The organism is Proteus sp. Marseille-Q3619 (assembly GCF_965283115.1).
In genome coordinates, this window is the sequence record NZ_CBDIMP010000001.1 from 1,189,266 (window position 1) to 1,205,980 (window position 16,715).

A 16,715-nucleotide genomic window follows, 5' to 3' on the forward strand; every position below is an offset into this window, starting at 1 on the left:
CCAAAACGGTTAAAGGTAAAACTTTAACTTTTGTAACCAAAGATTCTCTTTTTGCTGGACCTAGCGGAAAATTTGCTCATTTTGAGTCAACTTGGGAAGTTTCAGTTGATGGAACCTTAAGATTAACAACAATGATACCTAAGCTATGGTTGAACAATTTGATACACAAATGTTAGAGGCATTTGGCTTGAAACCCGAAAACTTCGATGCTGACTTTTTGCAATGGACTTATACCTTCATCAAAGAAAGTATAAAACTAGACTTGGTTTACTCCATGGATAAGACAATATCTACTTCATTATATGTAAACAATACTTTAACTGTTTTTTGTTTTGGATATGGACTAAAACTACTCAGAATTGATAAGGATAAAATATATGGAGAAACTGACTTTAATGGCATTAAAAGATCATTAGAGATTGATCCTCTTAATATCACTTTCAAATGGGAAGATTCTTTTTAGTAAGCGTGTGATTCCTCTTATTTCCTCGCTTACTCAATTTAGTCTTTAGCCGCTTACATACTCAACCATCAGCTCACGCATAGAATTTTTTACTTCATTCAATTGCGTTTGCTATTGGTGGTTTTATTCCCTAATAGTTTGGATATCTTCATTACAACAATATAGCTCATATCTAAATTTGCTTATTTTAGCTATGTCTCTTTTCTCTTCATAAGATATCGACGATGCCAGTTTGAACGCCAAAGTGAGAAATTTCAGTACGATAACAATCTCAATATCACCGATCATCAATTTATTCCGTCTGTCAACACGGTTTTCGATCGAAAACGTGGTATTACTAATGGTAATATGTCTTATCAAAACAAACATTTAAAATAAATAATCTAAAATTCACACTAAAAAAAATAAGTAAAACTAAAAAAGTAGATAAAATTAATGAATATAAATTTATTACAAAACAAATGGCTAAATAATCAATTAATCGGGCTAGCTCTTATTTATGATTGCTCTGGATTAATAAGATTTATCGATATTGATTTTATTAAAAATTCTAAATTAACACATTCCTATCAAAAAGAATATTTTCTTACATATGAAGGTGATACAACATTAAATACACTGCTAAAAGACAATGATGACATTTGGTCAGAAATTCAGATAAATAACGAAGTATTCGTTGATGATAAGCATATCGTGCTCTGTGGTGAAGGTGAAATGGGGAGTGATGGATTTATTGTTAAAATGGATATAAATAATAATATAAAGTGGTTTTTATACTCAACAACGTCAAATCCATTTATCAATATTAAACAAAAAGAAAATAATATTTATATACAATCAACATCAAATTTTTATATTGTTTTAAATTTAATCAATAATGATATTTTTATCCATAACGGAAATATTTTATCTAATAAATAAAAATCTCACAGAAACAACCATAATTTCACTTAGAGTTATTTATCCCTCCCATTTTAATTACAAATAAGGATAATAACAATCCGTTACATTATTTTTTCTTATAAAACCGCTCTATTTTTCATCAAAAAGAATGCGATATTTTAAAACAAGAAAATAAACAAACCTAAAATCATTAAATTAAATTAACCTTAAATATTAATTAGTTATATGAAATTAAAATAAATAACTCATAGTGAAATTTCTATTTCCTATATTTACAATTTAAATTAAATATAAATTAATTAATTCCTATCGAGTTGCATAATATGAGTAAAACAGATGAAAAAACTTACTTACAAAGTTAAATCATTATATTTAAATTAAATGCAAAGCTAATCAACTGTAAATAAAATTAAAGAACGTTAAATATTTCTTATTGACTAAAGAACTGTTTTATATAAAACTAAATGCATATATTAGAAAAAATTACTTATTATTTTATTTTTAGTTATTATTTTATTTCTACCAGGAAAATTAAACTCATATAAGGTAATTATATTATTGCCTAGGATAGGTATTTCTTAATTTAAATTATTCATCAAGACGCTGAGTATTTAATTAAGAACTTAAGCTAAATAAGGAGCTTAGTTTAAATGAGTAAAAATACTCTTGGTAGTGTTGCGCCCAAAGAACGTATTAATATTAAATACATCCCTAATGATGGTGGTGTTCAATCTGAAGTCGAATTGCCTTTAAATATGCTTATTGTGGGCGATATGAAAGGAAAGACTGAAGAAACGCCCATTGAAGATCGTAAAACCATTTCAATTAATCAGAACAACTTTAACTCTGTTATGGAAAGTGCGGGTATTAATCTTAATATCGCGGTTCCAAATGCATTAGATGAAAAAAGTGAGTCTGATCTTAACGTCAATTTAGAGATTAAATCACTACAAGATTTTTCTCCGGATAATATTGCACGCCAAGTTCCTGAGCTAAAAAAACTATTAGAACTAAGAGAAGCGCTTGTTGCGCTAAAAGGTCCTCTTGGCAATATCCCTGCTTTTAGAAAACGTCTGCAAGAGCTTCTGGAAAATGAAGCCACACGCGAACAGTTACTCAAAGAGCTTGATATTGCCAGCCAAAAATAATATTTACAGAGGATTATTCTATGTCTTTAGTTAATGAAGCCCAACAAGAGCAGATAACAACGTCTGGCGGCTCTTTGCTTGATGAAATTATGGCGCAATCAAGAATGTCGCCAGAAACCGAAGCTTATGATATTGCAAAACAAGGCGTTGCTGCGTTTATTAGCAATATTTTTGCTAGCCCGTCAGAAGAAGAGCCAATCAATAAGCTACTGATTGATAAAATGCTTGTTGAGTTAGACACTCAATTAAGTGCTCAAGTCGACCAAATTTTACATGCGCCAAAATTTCAAGAAATTGAATCTTCTTGGCGTTCATTAAAATTACTTGTTGATCGTACTGATTTTCGTGAAAACATTAAAATCAATATCTTACATGCTACAAAAGAAGAACTATTAGAAGATTTTGAGTTTTCACCTGAGATTGTACAATCCGGTTTCTATCAGCATGTTTACTCATCAGGCTATGGTCAATTTGGTGGTGAACCCGTCGCAACAGTGATTGGTAACTATGCCTTTAATAACACCACGCCTGATCTGAAATTAATGCAATACGTCAGTGCTGTGGGTGCAATGGCTCATGCGCCATTTATTTCATCCGTTTCACCTAATTTCTTAGGCATTAATAGCTATGCTGAATTGCCTGCAATTAAAGATTTGAAATCCGTATTTGAAGGTCCTGCTCACACCAAATGGCGTTCACTGCGAGAATCTGAAGATGCGCGTTATTTAGGTTTAACAGCACCTCGTTTCTTAGTGCGTTTACCTTATTCACCTACTGAGAATCCAATTAAGTTATTTAATTACTCTGAAGATGTGAAGCAAGATCATGAACATTACTTATGGGGTAATACCGCTTTCTTATTAGCAAGTTGTATTAATGACAGCTTTGCAAAATATCGCTGGTGTCCAAATATTATTGGTCCTCAAAGTGGCGGAACTGTAGGTGATTTACCTGTTCATAACTTTGAAGCGATGGGTGAATTACAAACTAAGATCCCAACAGAAGTTTTAGTTACTGATAGACGTGAATTTGAGTTAGCAGAAGAAGGTTTTATCACCTTAACAATGCGTAAAGGCAGCGATAATGCCGCTTTCTTCTCTGCAAACTCAGTACAAAAACCGAAAAACTATCCTAATACGCGTGAAGGAAAATTAGCAGAAACTAACTATAAGTTAGGAACACAGCTTCCTTACATGTTTATTATCAATCGTTTAGCTCACTATATTAAAGTGCTACAACGCGAACAAATTGGTTCATGGAAAGAGCGCCAAGATCTTGAGCGGGAGCTTAATATCTGGCTAAAACAATATATTGCGGATCAAGAAAATCCACCCGCAGATGTTCGTAGTAGACGCCCTCTTCGCTCTGCGCAAATCCAAGTTCTTGATGTTGATGGTGATCCAGGTTGGTATCAAGTGGCTATTCAAGTTCGCCCTCATTTTAAATATATGGGTGCAAACTTTGAGTTATCACTTGTTGGTCGCTTAGATAAGGAATAAGTGCGATGACAGCTCTATATAATTTGGAAGACAACCCCGCTTCCAGTTTATTTGAGCGCATACAAGGGAAGAGTTCAGGCTCTTCCCAACGCGCAAAAATCCAAGCGTTACTCATGTCAATTAAGCAAAATTTAAATCAGGTTTTAAACAGCAGACCTTTAGGTTGCCAAAGTACTCCCGCTTTAGGCATTCCTGATTTAAACGATGCGACATTAACAGGAGTCGATTTCAAGGTTCATTTATCCAATATTATTGCGGATTGCATTACGACTTATGAACCAAGAATAACCAATGTCACTGTTCATTTTATAGAAAATGAAGCAGAGCCACTGTCGCTGCAATTTAATATTACTGCTTTTCTCTTATTAGAAAATCAAAAGCAACTTATTGAATTTAAAGTGCAATTAGACAGCAACCGTAGATACCAATTGACGCAATTTTAATATGTCTTCAAATCACTATTTTGATAATGAACTAAGCTATCTCGATAAGCTTGAACAATATGTTGCAACTGAAAAACCGCAGCTTATTAATCAAATATCTGAAAGGGTGCGTGATCCTGATGCTGCGCGCCTTTTAGACGGCATTGCTTATTTATCAGGTAATTTACGAGAACAAATAGATAGACAATTTCCTGAACTAACAAACAGTTTAGTGAATATGCTATGGCCGGCTTACGCACGTCCATTTCCTAGCATGACAGCAATGGAATATCGTACTGAAGTCACTCAAAAATATGCGATTAAAATAGCAAAAGGGCAACCTTTTGTTAGCCGCCCACTCTATATTCAAAATGAATTAGCCGACAATGATGAAGATAATTGGCATAAATGCCAATTTACACAGTGTCGTGATTTATGGGTACTTCCAATACAAGTAACACGAGTGACTCAAAATCAAGATACATTAGATATTCATTTTTCTCTAAACCAATTACAGTCATTAGCTGAAGTTGGCTTAGAGAAACTGTGTATTTATCTTAATGGGCTTTCTTATACAACGACCCAGCTATTTTATTTATTAAATAGCAAAGTCAAAAAAGCAACCATAACAACACCTAAGCATCAATTTACCTTAGCGCATTTTGCTATTGAACCTATGGGTTTTCATGCTGAAGACTCTCTTTTACCTTATCCTAAAAATAGTTATGAAGGATATCGCTTATTACAGGAATACTTTTGTTTCCCTGAGGCATTTATGTCTTTATTAATCAAAGGATTAGATAATATCCCTCCTGCTTTGGTTTCTGATACTTTTACACTATCAATTCAATTTGATAGTGATATTCCAGAAGCCATGCTGATCACGGAAGATTGCATAAAGATAAATTGCGTACCTGCTGTTAATTTATTTGAATCGGAAAGTGAAGCAATAAATTTAACGGGAAAAGAAACAGAATATGTTCTAAATAAAAGTCATAAAAAACAAGATTGTTATGATATTTTCTCAATAAATACGATCCAAGGTTTACGTTATATTCCGAATCAGCGTTCTTATATTACTCATTACACGGCTTTCGAAAGTTTTCACCATCAAAATAATCAAGAAAATCCAGAAAGAACGGGTTATTACCGTTTGAAAATAGCACACCATAAATCACATTATGGTTATCAACATACCTTGTCATTTGTGCGAAATAATGAACCTGACTTACTAAACTGTGAAGAAAGTATTTCAGTATCGATGAACTGTACTAATCGTACACTCGCTTCTTCATTATCTTCTCATTCGATAAAGCTTGATGAAAATAGCGTTATTTCCGGTATTTTATCTGCCAGTAATATAATTAAACCAACAAAAGCACTTTATCCTTTATTAGGAAATACGTTGTATTGGTCAGAACTCACTAATTTATCTATTAATTATCAATCTTTATTAAGCTTAACTGCACTCAAACAAATTTTACAGTTATACGATTTTAAAGCGACGTTCTATCAACAATCAGCTCGCCAATCTCAAAAATGCCTCGATGCAATCACAAATTTAAGAACAGAGCCTATTGAGTATTTGTATAAAGGTTTGCCTGTAAGAGGTGTAAAAACAACATTATCGATACATCAAAGCGCCTTTATTTCAGAAGGAGCAATGTATCTATTTTGTTCTGTATTAGCACAATTTTTTACCCTTTATACCAGCGTTAATATGTTTCACGAATTGGAAGTTATTAATTTAGATAATAAGGAAATTTATCTTTGGCCAGCGAAAATAAATCAGCAAATACTCAAATAACAGATATTGAGAAAATTCAAAGCTGGCTAAATAAGAAAGCGGGCAAATCTGTTACTGAATATAGCTTCTATCAATTAGTTGAGTTGCTTAATAAACTGCATTCTCATAAAACAGCATTGAATAATGAAGTCTCTATTCAGTTTAGATCAAACGCTAATACGGCGTTTCCAACTCGTGATGTCGTTTCATTACGTCAAGATGAACAAGGTCAGTTTGATCTAGAAGTGTCTTTTTTGGGTTTGCATGGTAGCCAATCGCCATTACCAGGTTATTACCTTGATCATTTCGCATGGGAAGATGCTCAACAAGCCAATCAATTAACTGATTATCTTAATTTATTTAATCACCGCTTAGTGACTTTACTCCATCGTATATGGCGTAAATATCGCTATTACATCTGTTTTGAAGATGGTGGTCATGACGCATTTTCTCGTCATATGTTCTCTTTGGTAGGACTAGGAAGTGAAGCCAATCGTGGCATGATGAACATCAACCACAGCAAAATGCTGGCTTATGCCGGATTGCTTGCCAGCCCAAGTCGCTCCCCTGATGTTATTTGTAGCTTAATTTCTCACTGCTTTGATTTAGAAAAAGTGGAATTAATCGGGTGGCAAATACGCAAAGTTCCTATTCCTGAAGATCAACAAAACCGTTTAGGTGTTGTTACTCGTCATTCAGGGCAGAAATCACGCCCAAAAATGGTTTTAGGTGAAAATTTTAATATTGGCTCTCATATCTATGATTGCAATGGTAAATGTACGATTGAAATTAGTGAATTGCCTCTCGATCGCTATATGTCATTTCTTCCCAATGGCAAAGACTTTTTGTCACTTATTACTTTCGTTTCTTACATCATGCATGAACAACTTGCGTGGGATTTACGCTTACGCATTGCAGACAAACAGGCTAATGGGATCTGCTTAGGTAAAGAGCAACACAATCAATTAGGTTGGCAAAGTTTTCTAGGAAAGCCTGAAGCCAATCCTAGTGTGACAATGACTATTTTGGAATAATATTATGGATAACTATTTACCCACAATCTCTTTTCGCTTAATAAATAGTGAGTTGCTTGAAAGTGGCTATGTACCAAATAGTCAATTTACACAACTTGGTGGCACGATTGGTAGCAGTAAACAATCACACTGGGTAATACAAGATACTCAATCATCTATTGCATCCACACAATGCGCTATCGCTTGGCAAGATAAACAGTTTTGTTTAAAAACACTTGTTGAGCCTGTTTATATTAACAATGCACTGATCCCCATTCATATTGGGGCGGTCTGTTTATCTCAAAACGATCAAGTCAAAATCGGGCAATTAGTTTTATCCGTTAATATCAATTTAACGCAAAACAATAAACAAGATCTTATGGCGATGACGCCACAATCATTGATCGAGACTGATGATAATCCACTAGATCCCTTGCTACAAAAAAACTCCCCTTCTGTTCATAAAACAGAAAGTCCTCTGCCTTTAGCTCCGACAGTTTCAGGCTCAATGACGCATGATCCATTAAAAGCCCTTGAGAATGAAAGCTTAGAGCTTATTCAAGGATCATCTTCTAACGCGCATCATTACTCTCTTTCTTCGCCTCGTTCAGATAACCAGGGAGATCTCATGGTTCAGGAATTTATGGATTTGCCAGAAATAACTTCTCAAGATAATGAAACAAATGCAGACGTAGACTATGTCGCAATTAATCCATTAATGAAAGGACTGGGTGTACACCTTAACTTACAAAACTCACAGCAAGCGAATGATTTTCTTATTGAATTAGGAAAAACCACGCAATCTGCAATTAAAGGTTTATTAGCATTACAACAGCAGGAAAATTTACAAGATAAACAGCTACGCCCAATTGAAGATAATCCGCTTCGTTTAAATAATGAATATGACAGTGTTATGCGTTTAATGTTTACGGATGAACGTAGCCCTGTGCATTTATCCGCACCTTCTGCTGTCGCAGAAAGCTTACACAATGTGCAATTGCATTATCACGCTAATCAAGAAGCCATCTCTGCTGCATTAGCCACGTTATTAGAAGCCTTCTCTCCAGAGCATTTATTAAAACGTTTTTCTCATTATCGCCGTAGTTACGACAACACGCCAAGTGATAGCGCTTGGGCTTGGGATATGTATACCAATTATTACAATGAGTTAGCATCATCTCGCCAACAAGGTTTTGAGAAACTATTTTATGAGGTCTATACCCACGCTTATGACCGCGCCTTAAGAAAAGGGCTTGATGAGGTGTGATATGTCGATAAAAACGTTCATGACTTACCTCTTTTTTATTTTTGCAGCCACTCAACTCAGTGGGTGCAGTAACCCTATTGAAGCCATATCAAAAATAGGCAAAGTCATGTGGGACCCATCAACACCTGTGGGTAAAGAAAAAGAGCAGCCTTCAATTGTCTCACTCACGTTATTAGCAGAGCCTGAAATCAATCCTAATGATCAAGGCGAGGCAACGCCGGTTCAATTACAAATTGTGTATATGAATGAAGAGTCGATCTTTGCGTCTTTAGATCAAGACCAAATTATTGAAGAAGATTGCGATCTGAAAACGCTATTAAAGAAAAATTATATCGATCATCAAGATTACACCCTTTTACCAGATCAATATAAGCCGCTCGATCCCATTGAGCTAGATAAAAAGAATAAGTATATCGGGATCATTGCCTATTACTCAGATGTCAATATCACACAATGGAAGAAAATATTAAAAATCAATGGGATTGGTCATCATTACAATCTACTCGTCCATATCAAAGAAAATGAAATTGAATTTAGAAAAGAAGAGGATCAATAACAATGTCTACGAAAAATAAAGTGATATGGCATGAAGGGTTGTTTATTAAACCTCAGCATTTTCAGCAGCAGCAACGTTATCAAGACTATATTATTGAAACGCTGATAAAAACCTATCACGCTCATTACTATGGTTTAAGCCAACTAACGCTGAATACTGAATTATTAAGCCTTGGTCGCATTGGTCTTAAAGAAGCCTCTGGAATTATGCCTGATGGCACGCTGTTTTCTATTCCACAGCAAGATAATCTTCCTTCACCCATTGATATTTCACAAATTAATGAAGGCAGTGACAACATTGTCTACTTGGCATTGCCATTACAAAACAGCACAGTCAGTGAGATCTCACATTCCCATAACGGCAATCACTTATTGGCACGTTATAGCGATGTATTAACACAAGTACGTGATTTACATACTGAAAATGGGGATGTCAGCACACTCAATATCGCGAAACTCAATCCTATTTTAAAATTAGGAAAAACAGAGTTAGACGCTTATGTCATGTTACCTATCTGCAAAATAAGAGAAATCAGCGCTGATGGTAGTTTAATTCTGGATAAAAACTATATTCCTACCTGCTTAAATGCGCGAATTTGTCCAATTTTAGCGGAGTTTTTAGCCGAAGTTGAAGGCGCCCTATTTGAGCGAGGACGCCAAATTGCAGAACGTATTGGCTCTCCTGGTCAACAAGGCGTTGCTGATGTCGCAGAATTTATGATGTTGCAGCTACTTAATCGCGCTTATCCTCAATTTTCACATTTATCTAAGCAGACTGTCGTTCATCCAGAACAACTCTTTAAAGAGCTACTTCAATTTAATGGTGAAATTCAAACTTTCACTAATGGCTCTCGTTTGCCTGATAAATTACCGAGTTATCGCCACTACGACTTGGCAGCAGGTTTTTTGCCCCTAATTAAATCTATTCGGCAAGCATTAAGTGTCGTCTTAACACCAAGAGCGGTACCTATTCCATTGCAAAAACAAGAGCATGGCATTCGTGTTGCGACAATTCATGACAGACAACTTCTGCAAAATGCGGAATTTATTATTACGGTGCGCGCTCAGTTACCTCAAGAGCAACTGCGTCGCCAATTCGCCCAACAAGCAAAAGTGACGTCAGTGAATCAAATTCGTGATTTAGTCAGTGTTCAAATGCCTGGTGTTGGTTTTATTCCGTTATCAACAGCACCTCGTCAATTGCCATATCACTCAGGCTATACCTATTTCCGCTTAGATCCTCAAGGCGAGTCATGGGCAGATATACAGAAACACGGAAATATTGCATTCCACGTATCAGGACAATTCCCTGAACTTGATATTCAACTTTGGGCAATAAGAAGTGGAACACAACATGAGTGATTTATCATTAATACAAGAGGTTACTGAAAAGAAAGCGAGCCATAAATCATATCAATTACCATTGCGTGGTAACAACATCAATCCAATGATTGATGTTGCAACACCATTGCTGGGTATGGTGATCAGAATGAAATCAATGTCGGCAACGCCACTATCAGAAAAGCTTTTTCAGCAAGTGGTCACTGATATTCAAGCCATTGAGCAACAACTTCAAACTCACGGCTATGAGCCGGGAGCCATTGTTTCATTCCGCTATGTGTTATGCACATTTATTGATGAAGCAGCATTAGAGCTGGGTTGGGATCAAGATAACGATTGGGTAAAACAATCCTTATTAGTACATTTTCATAATGAATCATGGGGTGGTGAAAAGGTTTTCGTATTAATAGAACGCTTATTAGGTGAGCCTAAACGTTACCTCGATTTATTAGAGTTTATTTATCTCTGTTTATGCCTTGGCTATCGCGGTCGCTATAAAGTCAGCAATGGCTATGGAGATGACTTTAATAAATTACTTCGCCAACTGCAAAAACAGATCCAACAACTTAAAGGTGAGTCTCAACCCGTTGTTTTATACAAAGAAAATGGCATCAAGTCACATCAATATCGTTTAGGACAACGCTTTGGTGTTCGTTATATCGCCATTGGCTCGCTGATCTTCGCCACGATTATTTACACAGTTTATGCTTCTAGATTGAGACATCAAACTCTCAATATTTTGGAACAGCTTAATACACTTCTTAGCTAGGACGCCTTTATGATCCAGATTGATCTCTCAACATTAGTTAATAGACTTCACCCTATTGCTAAACATGCTTTAGAAAATGCGGCTGCGTTTTGTGTAAGCCACCAGCAACTTGAAATTACAGTAGAGCAATTTTTACAACAACTGCTGGAAACACCATTAACGGATATCCGCACTATTTTTAATAAAGTTGATATCAATCCCACTGAATTAACCGCGCTTTTAAATATTAACGCGACACAGCATCCAAGCGTGGCTCCAAGTTATCCAAATTTTTCTCCACTGTTAGTCGAATGGCTTAAAGATAGTTGGCTATTAGCTTCCGCAGAACTTAGTCATAACACATTACGTTCAGGCGCGTTGTTACTCACTTTATTACAAATGCCTCATCGTTATTTGCCTAAATCAGCAGTTGAGTTACTCTCACAAATCAATAGAGAGCAACTCAAACTTAACTTTGATGAATGGACTCTCACATCAGCAGAAACGCCAATCACAGAAGCTAATAAATCATCCAATAGCTATGTTCAGTCTGATTCAATGCTTGCACGTTTTACACAAAATATGACGCAACAAGCACGAGATAACCAGTTAGATCCTGTTTTATGTCGTGATCAGGAAATTGATTTAATGATTGATATTCTCTGCCGTCGTCGTAAAAACAACCCTGTGGTTGTTGGTGAAGCTGGTGTGGGTAAAAGTGCCTTAATTGAAGGATTGGCCTTACGTATTATCGCAGGGGAAATTCCTGAAAAACTCAAAGAATGTGAGTTATTAACATTAGATTTGGGCGCTCTTCAAGCTGGCGCAGCCGTAAAGGGGGAATTTGAAAAACGCTTTAAAGGCATTATGCAAGAAGTGGCTCAATCACCGACGCCTATTATCCTATTTATTGATGAAGCCCATACCTTGATTGGTGCAGGAAATCAGCAAGGTGGATTAGATATTTCCAATTTGCTAAAACCTGCATTAGCCCGTGGTGAATTAAGTACTATTGCAGCAACCACTTGGAGCGAATATAAAAAATACTTTGAGAAAGATGCTGCATTAGCGCGTCGTTTTCAACTTGTTCAAGTGAAAGAGCCTAGTGCCGATGAAGCGATTATTATTATGCGCGGATTACGCTCTATTTATGAAAAAGCGCATCAAGTTTTTATTGATGATGAAGCGCTCTGTGCATCAGCACAATTAAGTGAGCGTTATCTTTCTGGTCGTCAGCTTCCCGATAAAGCCGTTGATGTACTTGATACCGCTTGTGCTCGTGCGGCGATCAATCTTTCGACGCCTCCTAAACAGCTATCAGCATTAAAAACACAACGCCATCAAATCAATATGGAGCGTGATGTATTAACCCGTGAACAGCAACTGGGTTTAAAAGATCATTCAGAGCGCTTAGCAATATTAGAAAATCAGTCTATTGAGATTGAAACACAGATTGATGAGCTTCAACAAGCGTGGAAAAAACAGAAAAAGATTGTTCGTGAAATTATCGAATTACGTTCAACTTTATTATTAACATTAACTCACTCGCTTGAAGAAGAAACAGACGGTGAAAGTGTTGAAAATAATAGTGATGATCTAAAATCTCGATTAAACACGCTAAATGAAGAGTTAAATGAATTACATCAACACTCTTTATTAGTCTCACCTCATGTAGATAAAAAACAAATTGCTGCCGTTATTGCTGAATGGACAGGCGTTCCGCTTAATCGCTTATCACAAGATGCGCTATTAGTGGTAACAGAGCTTCCTACCTATCTTGAACAGAGCATAAAAGGGCAAACACTTGCTATTAAGCATCTTCATAAACATTTACTGACAGCACGTGCTGATCTACGTCGCTCAGGTCGTCCATTAGGGGCATTCTTGTTAGCAGGGCCAAGTGGTGTTGGTAAAACAGAAACCGTTATTCAAATTGCTCAGTTAATGTTTGGTGGAACGCAGTATTTAACCACGATCAACATGTCTGAATTTCAGGAAAAACACACTGTTTCTCGTCTAATTGGTTCACCTCCAGGTTATGTCGGTTATGGAGAAGGCGGAGTGTTAACCGAAGCTATCCGTAAAAAACCTTATTCTGTTGTATTACTTGATGAAGTAGAAAAAGCCCATCCCGATGTTTTAAATCTGTTTTATCAAGCCTTTGATAAAGGCGAGTTAGCTGATGGAGAAGGTCGTATTATTGACTGTAAGAATGTCGCGTTCTTCTTAACCTCTAACTTAGGCGATCACATCATTATGGCTAATGCAGATAAGCCAGATAAATTGCATGATGCGCTCTATCCAGAATTAACCACTTTCTTTAAACCTGCTCTTTTAGCACGTATGGAAGTCATTCCGTTCTTACCGTTAACGCAGGCTATTCTCAAAGAAATTATTACTCACAAACTAACACGTTTAACCGAGTTACTTACACAACGCTTTCATGCAGAAATCAGGCTAGAAGATGCGGTTTCAGATGAAATATTGCAACGTGCTTCACGAGCCGAGAACGGAGCAAGAATTTTAGAATCCATTATTGATGGCGCACTACTCCCGCCTCTTTCACTCCTTCTATTGCAACACAGTGCAAGAAATGAAGATATCAGGACGATACGGTTATCAACGCAAGATAACCAATTTATTGCAGAGGTGAATATAGAACTATGAAGCACAGACTGAAAAATGCGCTCTCTCTCTTAACTTGTTTAGATGTGGACTCACTGATCAGCCAATTTCTTGAACTCAGTATGCCTCGCAGTCCATTCAGCGCACTTATTGTTTCAATGATTAATAAATCAGAAAACAGATTAGAGAGCTGGAGCATTGATCTTAATGAAAAAGTAGAGAAAAAACATTTGGATGTCGATATTACAGAAGCGGATCACCCGTTGATCCAGCTTCTATCACAACCACAATCTATACTTTGGAATGATCTAAAACAAGGCAGTTATATTAGCGATCACGCTTTACAGCAGTTTATCGCCAAACAACCTGTGCATTGTGGATTATTTAGTATTCCCTTTACTGATCTGAATAATAAACCTTGTGGGTTAATTATTATGTTAGGGCAAGATCTCGATGAAACAGTTTATGAACAAGGGATCTTCTCTATTTACTGCAATATTTTTCATCATCAATTAAAAAGTATTTTAGCGTTTTCTCAATCACAACAAAAAATTGCTGATCTGCAATATTTATTAAAATTACAACAAGAGAAAGAAGAGAAAATTAATCAGGCGTTACGTTCATTATCTGTATCTAATTTAACTTCCACGCGGGTATCACCACACTCTTTTGCTGAGGTAAACGATCTTACTTTAGCCACCGAACACTATGAAGCGTCAATTCTGCGTTATCAACAAGAAAGCAGTAATAACGATCTCAATTTAATTGCTGAAAATTTAAATATTTCAAAGCGATCTCTTCTATACAAATTAAAAAAATATGGATGTCTTGAATGAACTATTCACGGACGATTTATTTCATTTTTCTAGCTTTCTTTTCGCTTAACAATACCTTTGCACAAGCACAGGAAGATGAAGTTAACCTTACTGAGCAAGCGCTCTCTCAATGTCGTGAAGAGGTATCTCAACTTATTCGCTTATCCTGTTATGACCAAATTAACGTTGAGAATAAGCAAACTTCTACTTTTGATGTCAGTGCAATGGGTGATATTTGGCGCTTAGCGGTAGAACATGAAATGAAGCGAGAAAATCATACTGCGGGATTTATAGTAACAGCTAATAACACGGGTACTTATCCCGTTATTATGACGATCCCCGCAATGGGATATCAACCACCCCGCTCTGTTTTAATGCTCAGTTGTATTGACAACATTACCCGTATGCAAATTGCGTTACCGAAAAAACAAACAGCAGGAAATGTTCTGCTAATAACGGATAAAACCCAATTAAGCAGCGAATGGTTTCTACGCGAAGACGGTTATTTACTTGAAGCAAGTCGCGGTATACCCGGCATTGATGAAATCAAGCAACTACTTTCCAGCGCTAAATTAACCATAAAATTAGCGAATGATGAGCAATTAACCTTCAATATTTCAGGCATTAACGAAGAGATAAAACCTCTACGTTCAGCCTGTCATTGGTGATAATCATGACAACAAAAACGCTCAGCACATGGCGAGAACAACTTTTAGCCTCTTTGGATGAGGCTAAAATAAGTAGCCAGCTTGATGAAAATAGCGCTGATTGGGAATATATCGAAAGTGAAATGATAAAATTTGGCTCACTAAGCCATAGCACTTTAGATATTGATGATATTCAACGTCGCGCATTACAGCTGTTCGCAACACAAACCAAAGACTTTCGCCTATTGGTGCATTTTTTAAGAACACTACAACATGCTGCTATTGCTGAAGAACTCGTTATTGCCGCCACTGTTGCCAGCGCCTATATGCAACATTATTGGGATATCAGCTACCCTAGTAATCCGCGTTTAAAACTACGCTTAGCACAACAAATTCTTAAACGTTTTGAATCAGTCAAAAACAGTTTTTGCCAACAAGCTACGCCTGAACAGCGTGATGATATTTTGGGTGAATTCGCCTATTTAGCACAATTTTGGCACACCAGTCAGCCTAGTTTATCTACGCAAATGGATGAATTAAGCCAAGCGTATCAACATATAGAAAATACACAAAAATCGACCATTATTGTTGAAGAAAGTGTAAAAAAAGAGCCCATTAATGAAGTAAAAACACCTTCTCAAGCACCTGTCAGCGTGACTTCAGAAGCAGAACAACATCACGTTGAAATTAATCAAAGTGATGATCGCCAATGGAAGCAAACACTATTAAAAGTTGCGAGCATTCTTTGTGAACAAGCACCTAATGATGCTATCGGTTATCGCCTACGCCGATATGCCATTTGGCACAATATTCAAACGCTCCCGATGAGTGATAAACAAGGTAAAACTCCGTTAGCGGCAGTAGCCATTGATAGAGTGACCGACTATAAAGCGCAACTCGCACAACCGACACTCACTTTACTCAATCAAATTGAACAGAGCCTAACGTTAGCGCCTTACTGGTTAGATGGCCACTATATTGCGGCTCAAGCTGCTCAATCATTAGGGTTAACTCATATTGCATCAGCTATTGCTCAAGAACTTTCACTGTTTTTAACTCGATTACCTCAGCTTAACCATCTCTATTTCTCTGATATGACACGCTTTATTTCAGAAGAAACTCATCAATGGCTAAGTCATTTAGAAAACAAAACGAATAATAATGCGAGTCCTTCGTTATCGCTCCAAAGTGAGCAACAAGAAATTATGACCTGCTTTGAAAAAGAAGGCCTTAATGCTGCGTTATTAATGATTGATAACGCCATTTCAATCACAACAGAACCCCGCCAGCGGTTTTATTTGCAGTTACTCTCAGCACAACTTTTTGAAGCCTCAAAGATGAGTTCTATCGCAAATATGTATTTTAATCAGCTTTATCAAGATGCACTTCGATATTCATTATCAGAGTGGGAACCCAATTTATTAAGTCAATTAGCATCAAAAGCGGAACATCAACAGAACTCGTCTTCTCATAGGGAATAATA

Annotated in this window: 15 protein-coding genes; all 15 read left to right on the forward strand. The window is 36.4% G+C overall.

Going from position 1 to position 16,715, the window contains the following annotated elements:
* The first annotated feature begins 145 nt into the window (after nucleotides 1-145).
* The 15 genes from ACWPWK_RS05445 to tssA all read left to right on the forward strand — a co-directional run bounded on the left by ACWPWK_RS05445 (nucleotide 146) and on the right by tssA (nucleotide 16,713).
* On the forward strand, nucleotides 146-463 hold the full coding sequence (locus ACWPWK_RS05445; protein WP_109371278.1) for a hypothetical protein: 318 nt from the start codon (nucleotides 146-148) through the stop codon (nucleotides 461-463).
* Nucleotides 464-898: 435 nt separating this feature from the next.
* Complete coding sequence (locus ACWPWK_RS05450; protein WP_454208490.1) at nucleotides 899-1,384, forward strand: hypothetical protein; 486 nt, start codon at nucleotides 899-901, stop codon at nucleotides 1,382-1,384.
* Between the two features lie 632 nt (nucleotides 1,385-2,016).
* Complete coding sequence (gene tssB, locus ACWPWK_RS05455) at nucleotides 2,017-2,514, forward strand: type VI secretion system contractile sheath small subunit (protein ID WP_088494827.1); 498 nt, start codon at nucleotides 2,017-2,019, stop codon at nucleotides 2,512-2,514.
* 20 nt (nucleotides 2,515-2,534) lie between these two features.
* Nucleotides 2,535-4,013 (forward strand): type VI secretion system contractile sheath large subunit, encoded by a 1,479-nt coding sequence (tssC, locus tag ACWPWK_RS05460; protein ID WP_109371282.1) that lies wholly within the window; start codon nucleotides 2,535-2,537, stop codon nucleotides 4,011-4,013.
* Nucleotides 4,014-4,018: 5 nt separating this feature from the next.
* On the forward strand, nucleotides 4,019-4,456 hold the full coding sequence (tssE, locus tag ACWPWK_RS05465; RefSeq protein WP_109371284.1) for a type VI secretion system baseplate subunit TssE: 438 nt from the start codon (nucleotides 4,019-4,021) through the stop codon (nucleotides 4,454-4,456).
* Nucleotide 4,457: 1 nt separating this feature from the next.
* A complete protein-coding gene (tssF, locus tag ACWPWK_RS05470) occupies nucleotides 4,458-6,242 on the forward strand; it encodes a type VI secretion system baseplate subunit TssF (protein WP_109371286.1) in 1,785 nt (594 codons plus the stop codon).
* A complete protein-coding gene (gene tssG / locus ACWPWK_RS05475; RefSeq protein ID WP_109371287.1) occupies nucleotides 6,206-7,255 on the forward strand; it encodes a type VI secretion system baseplate subunit TssG in 1,050 nt (349 codons plus the stop codon). The genes tssF and tssG overlap by 37 nt, the downstream gene beginning before the upstream one ends.
* A gap of 4 nt (nucleotides 7,256-7,259) precedes the next feature.
* Complete coding sequence (tagH, locus tag ACWPWK_RS05480) at nucleotides 7,260-8,501, forward strand: type VI secretion system-associated FHA domain protein TagH (protein WP_109371289.1); 1,242 nt, start codon at nucleotides 7,260-7,262, stop codon at nucleotides 8,499-8,501.
* A gap of 1 nt (nucleotide 8,502) precedes the next feature.
* Nucleotides 8,503-9,057: a type VI secretion system lipoprotein TssJ gene (gene tssJ, locus ACWPWK_RS05485; RefSeq protein ID WP_109371291.1), complete on the forward strand. Its 555-nt coding sequence runs from the start codon at nucleotides 8,503-8,505 to the stop codon at nucleotides 9,055-9,057.
* A 2-nt stretch (nucleotides 9,058-9,059) separates the two neighbouring features.
* Complete coding sequence (gene tssK / locus ACWPWK_RS05490) at nucleotides 9,060-10,418, forward strand: type VI secretion system baseplate subunit TssK (protein WP_109371293.1); 1,359 nt, start codon at nucleotides 9,060-9,062, stop codon at nucleotides 10,416-10,418.
* Complete coding sequence (gene icmH / locus ACWPWK_RS05495; RefSeq protein WP_109371295.1) at nucleotides 10,411-11,166, forward strand: type IVB secretion system protein IcmH/DotU; 756 nt, start codon at nucleotides 10,411-10,413, stop codon at nucleotides 11,164-11,166. The genes tssK and icmH overlap by 8 nt, the downstream gene beginning before the upstream one ends.
* Nucleotides 11,167-11,175: 9 nt before the next feature.
* Nucleotides 11,176-13,812, forward strand: coding sequence for a type VI secretion system ATPase TssH (gene tssH / locus ACWPWK_RS05500; protein WP_109371297.1), 2,637 nt, complete (start codon nucleotides 11,176-11,178; stop codon nucleotides 13,810-13,812).
* Complete coding sequence (locus ACWPWK_RS05505) at nucleotides 13,809-14,606, forward strand: Fis family transcriptional regulator (protein ID WP_109371299.1); 798 nt, start codon at nucleotides 13,809-13,811, stop codon at nucleotides 14,604-14,606. Before tssH ends, ACWPWK_RS05505 begins: the two co-directional genes overlap by 4 nt.
* Nucleotides 14,603-15,253: a type VI secretion system-associated protein VasI gene (gene vasI / locus ACWPWK_RS05510; protein ID WP_109371301.1), complete on the forward strand. Its 651-nt coding sequence runs from the start codon at nucleotides 14,603-14,605 to the stop codon at nucleotides 15,251-15,253. The genes ACWPWK_RS05505 and vasI overlap by 4 nt, the downstream gene beginning before the upstream one ends.
* A 5-nt stretch (nucleotides 15,254-15,258) precedes the next feature.
* Nucleotides 15,259-16,713 (forward strand): type VI secretion system protein TssA, encoded by a 1,455-nt coding sequence (gene tssA / locus ACWPWK_RS05515; protein ID WP_109371303.1) that lies wholly within the window; start codon nucleotides 15,259-15,261, stop codon nucleotides 16,711-16,713.
* The last annotated feature ends 2 nt before the right edge of the window (nucleotides 16,714-16,715 follow it).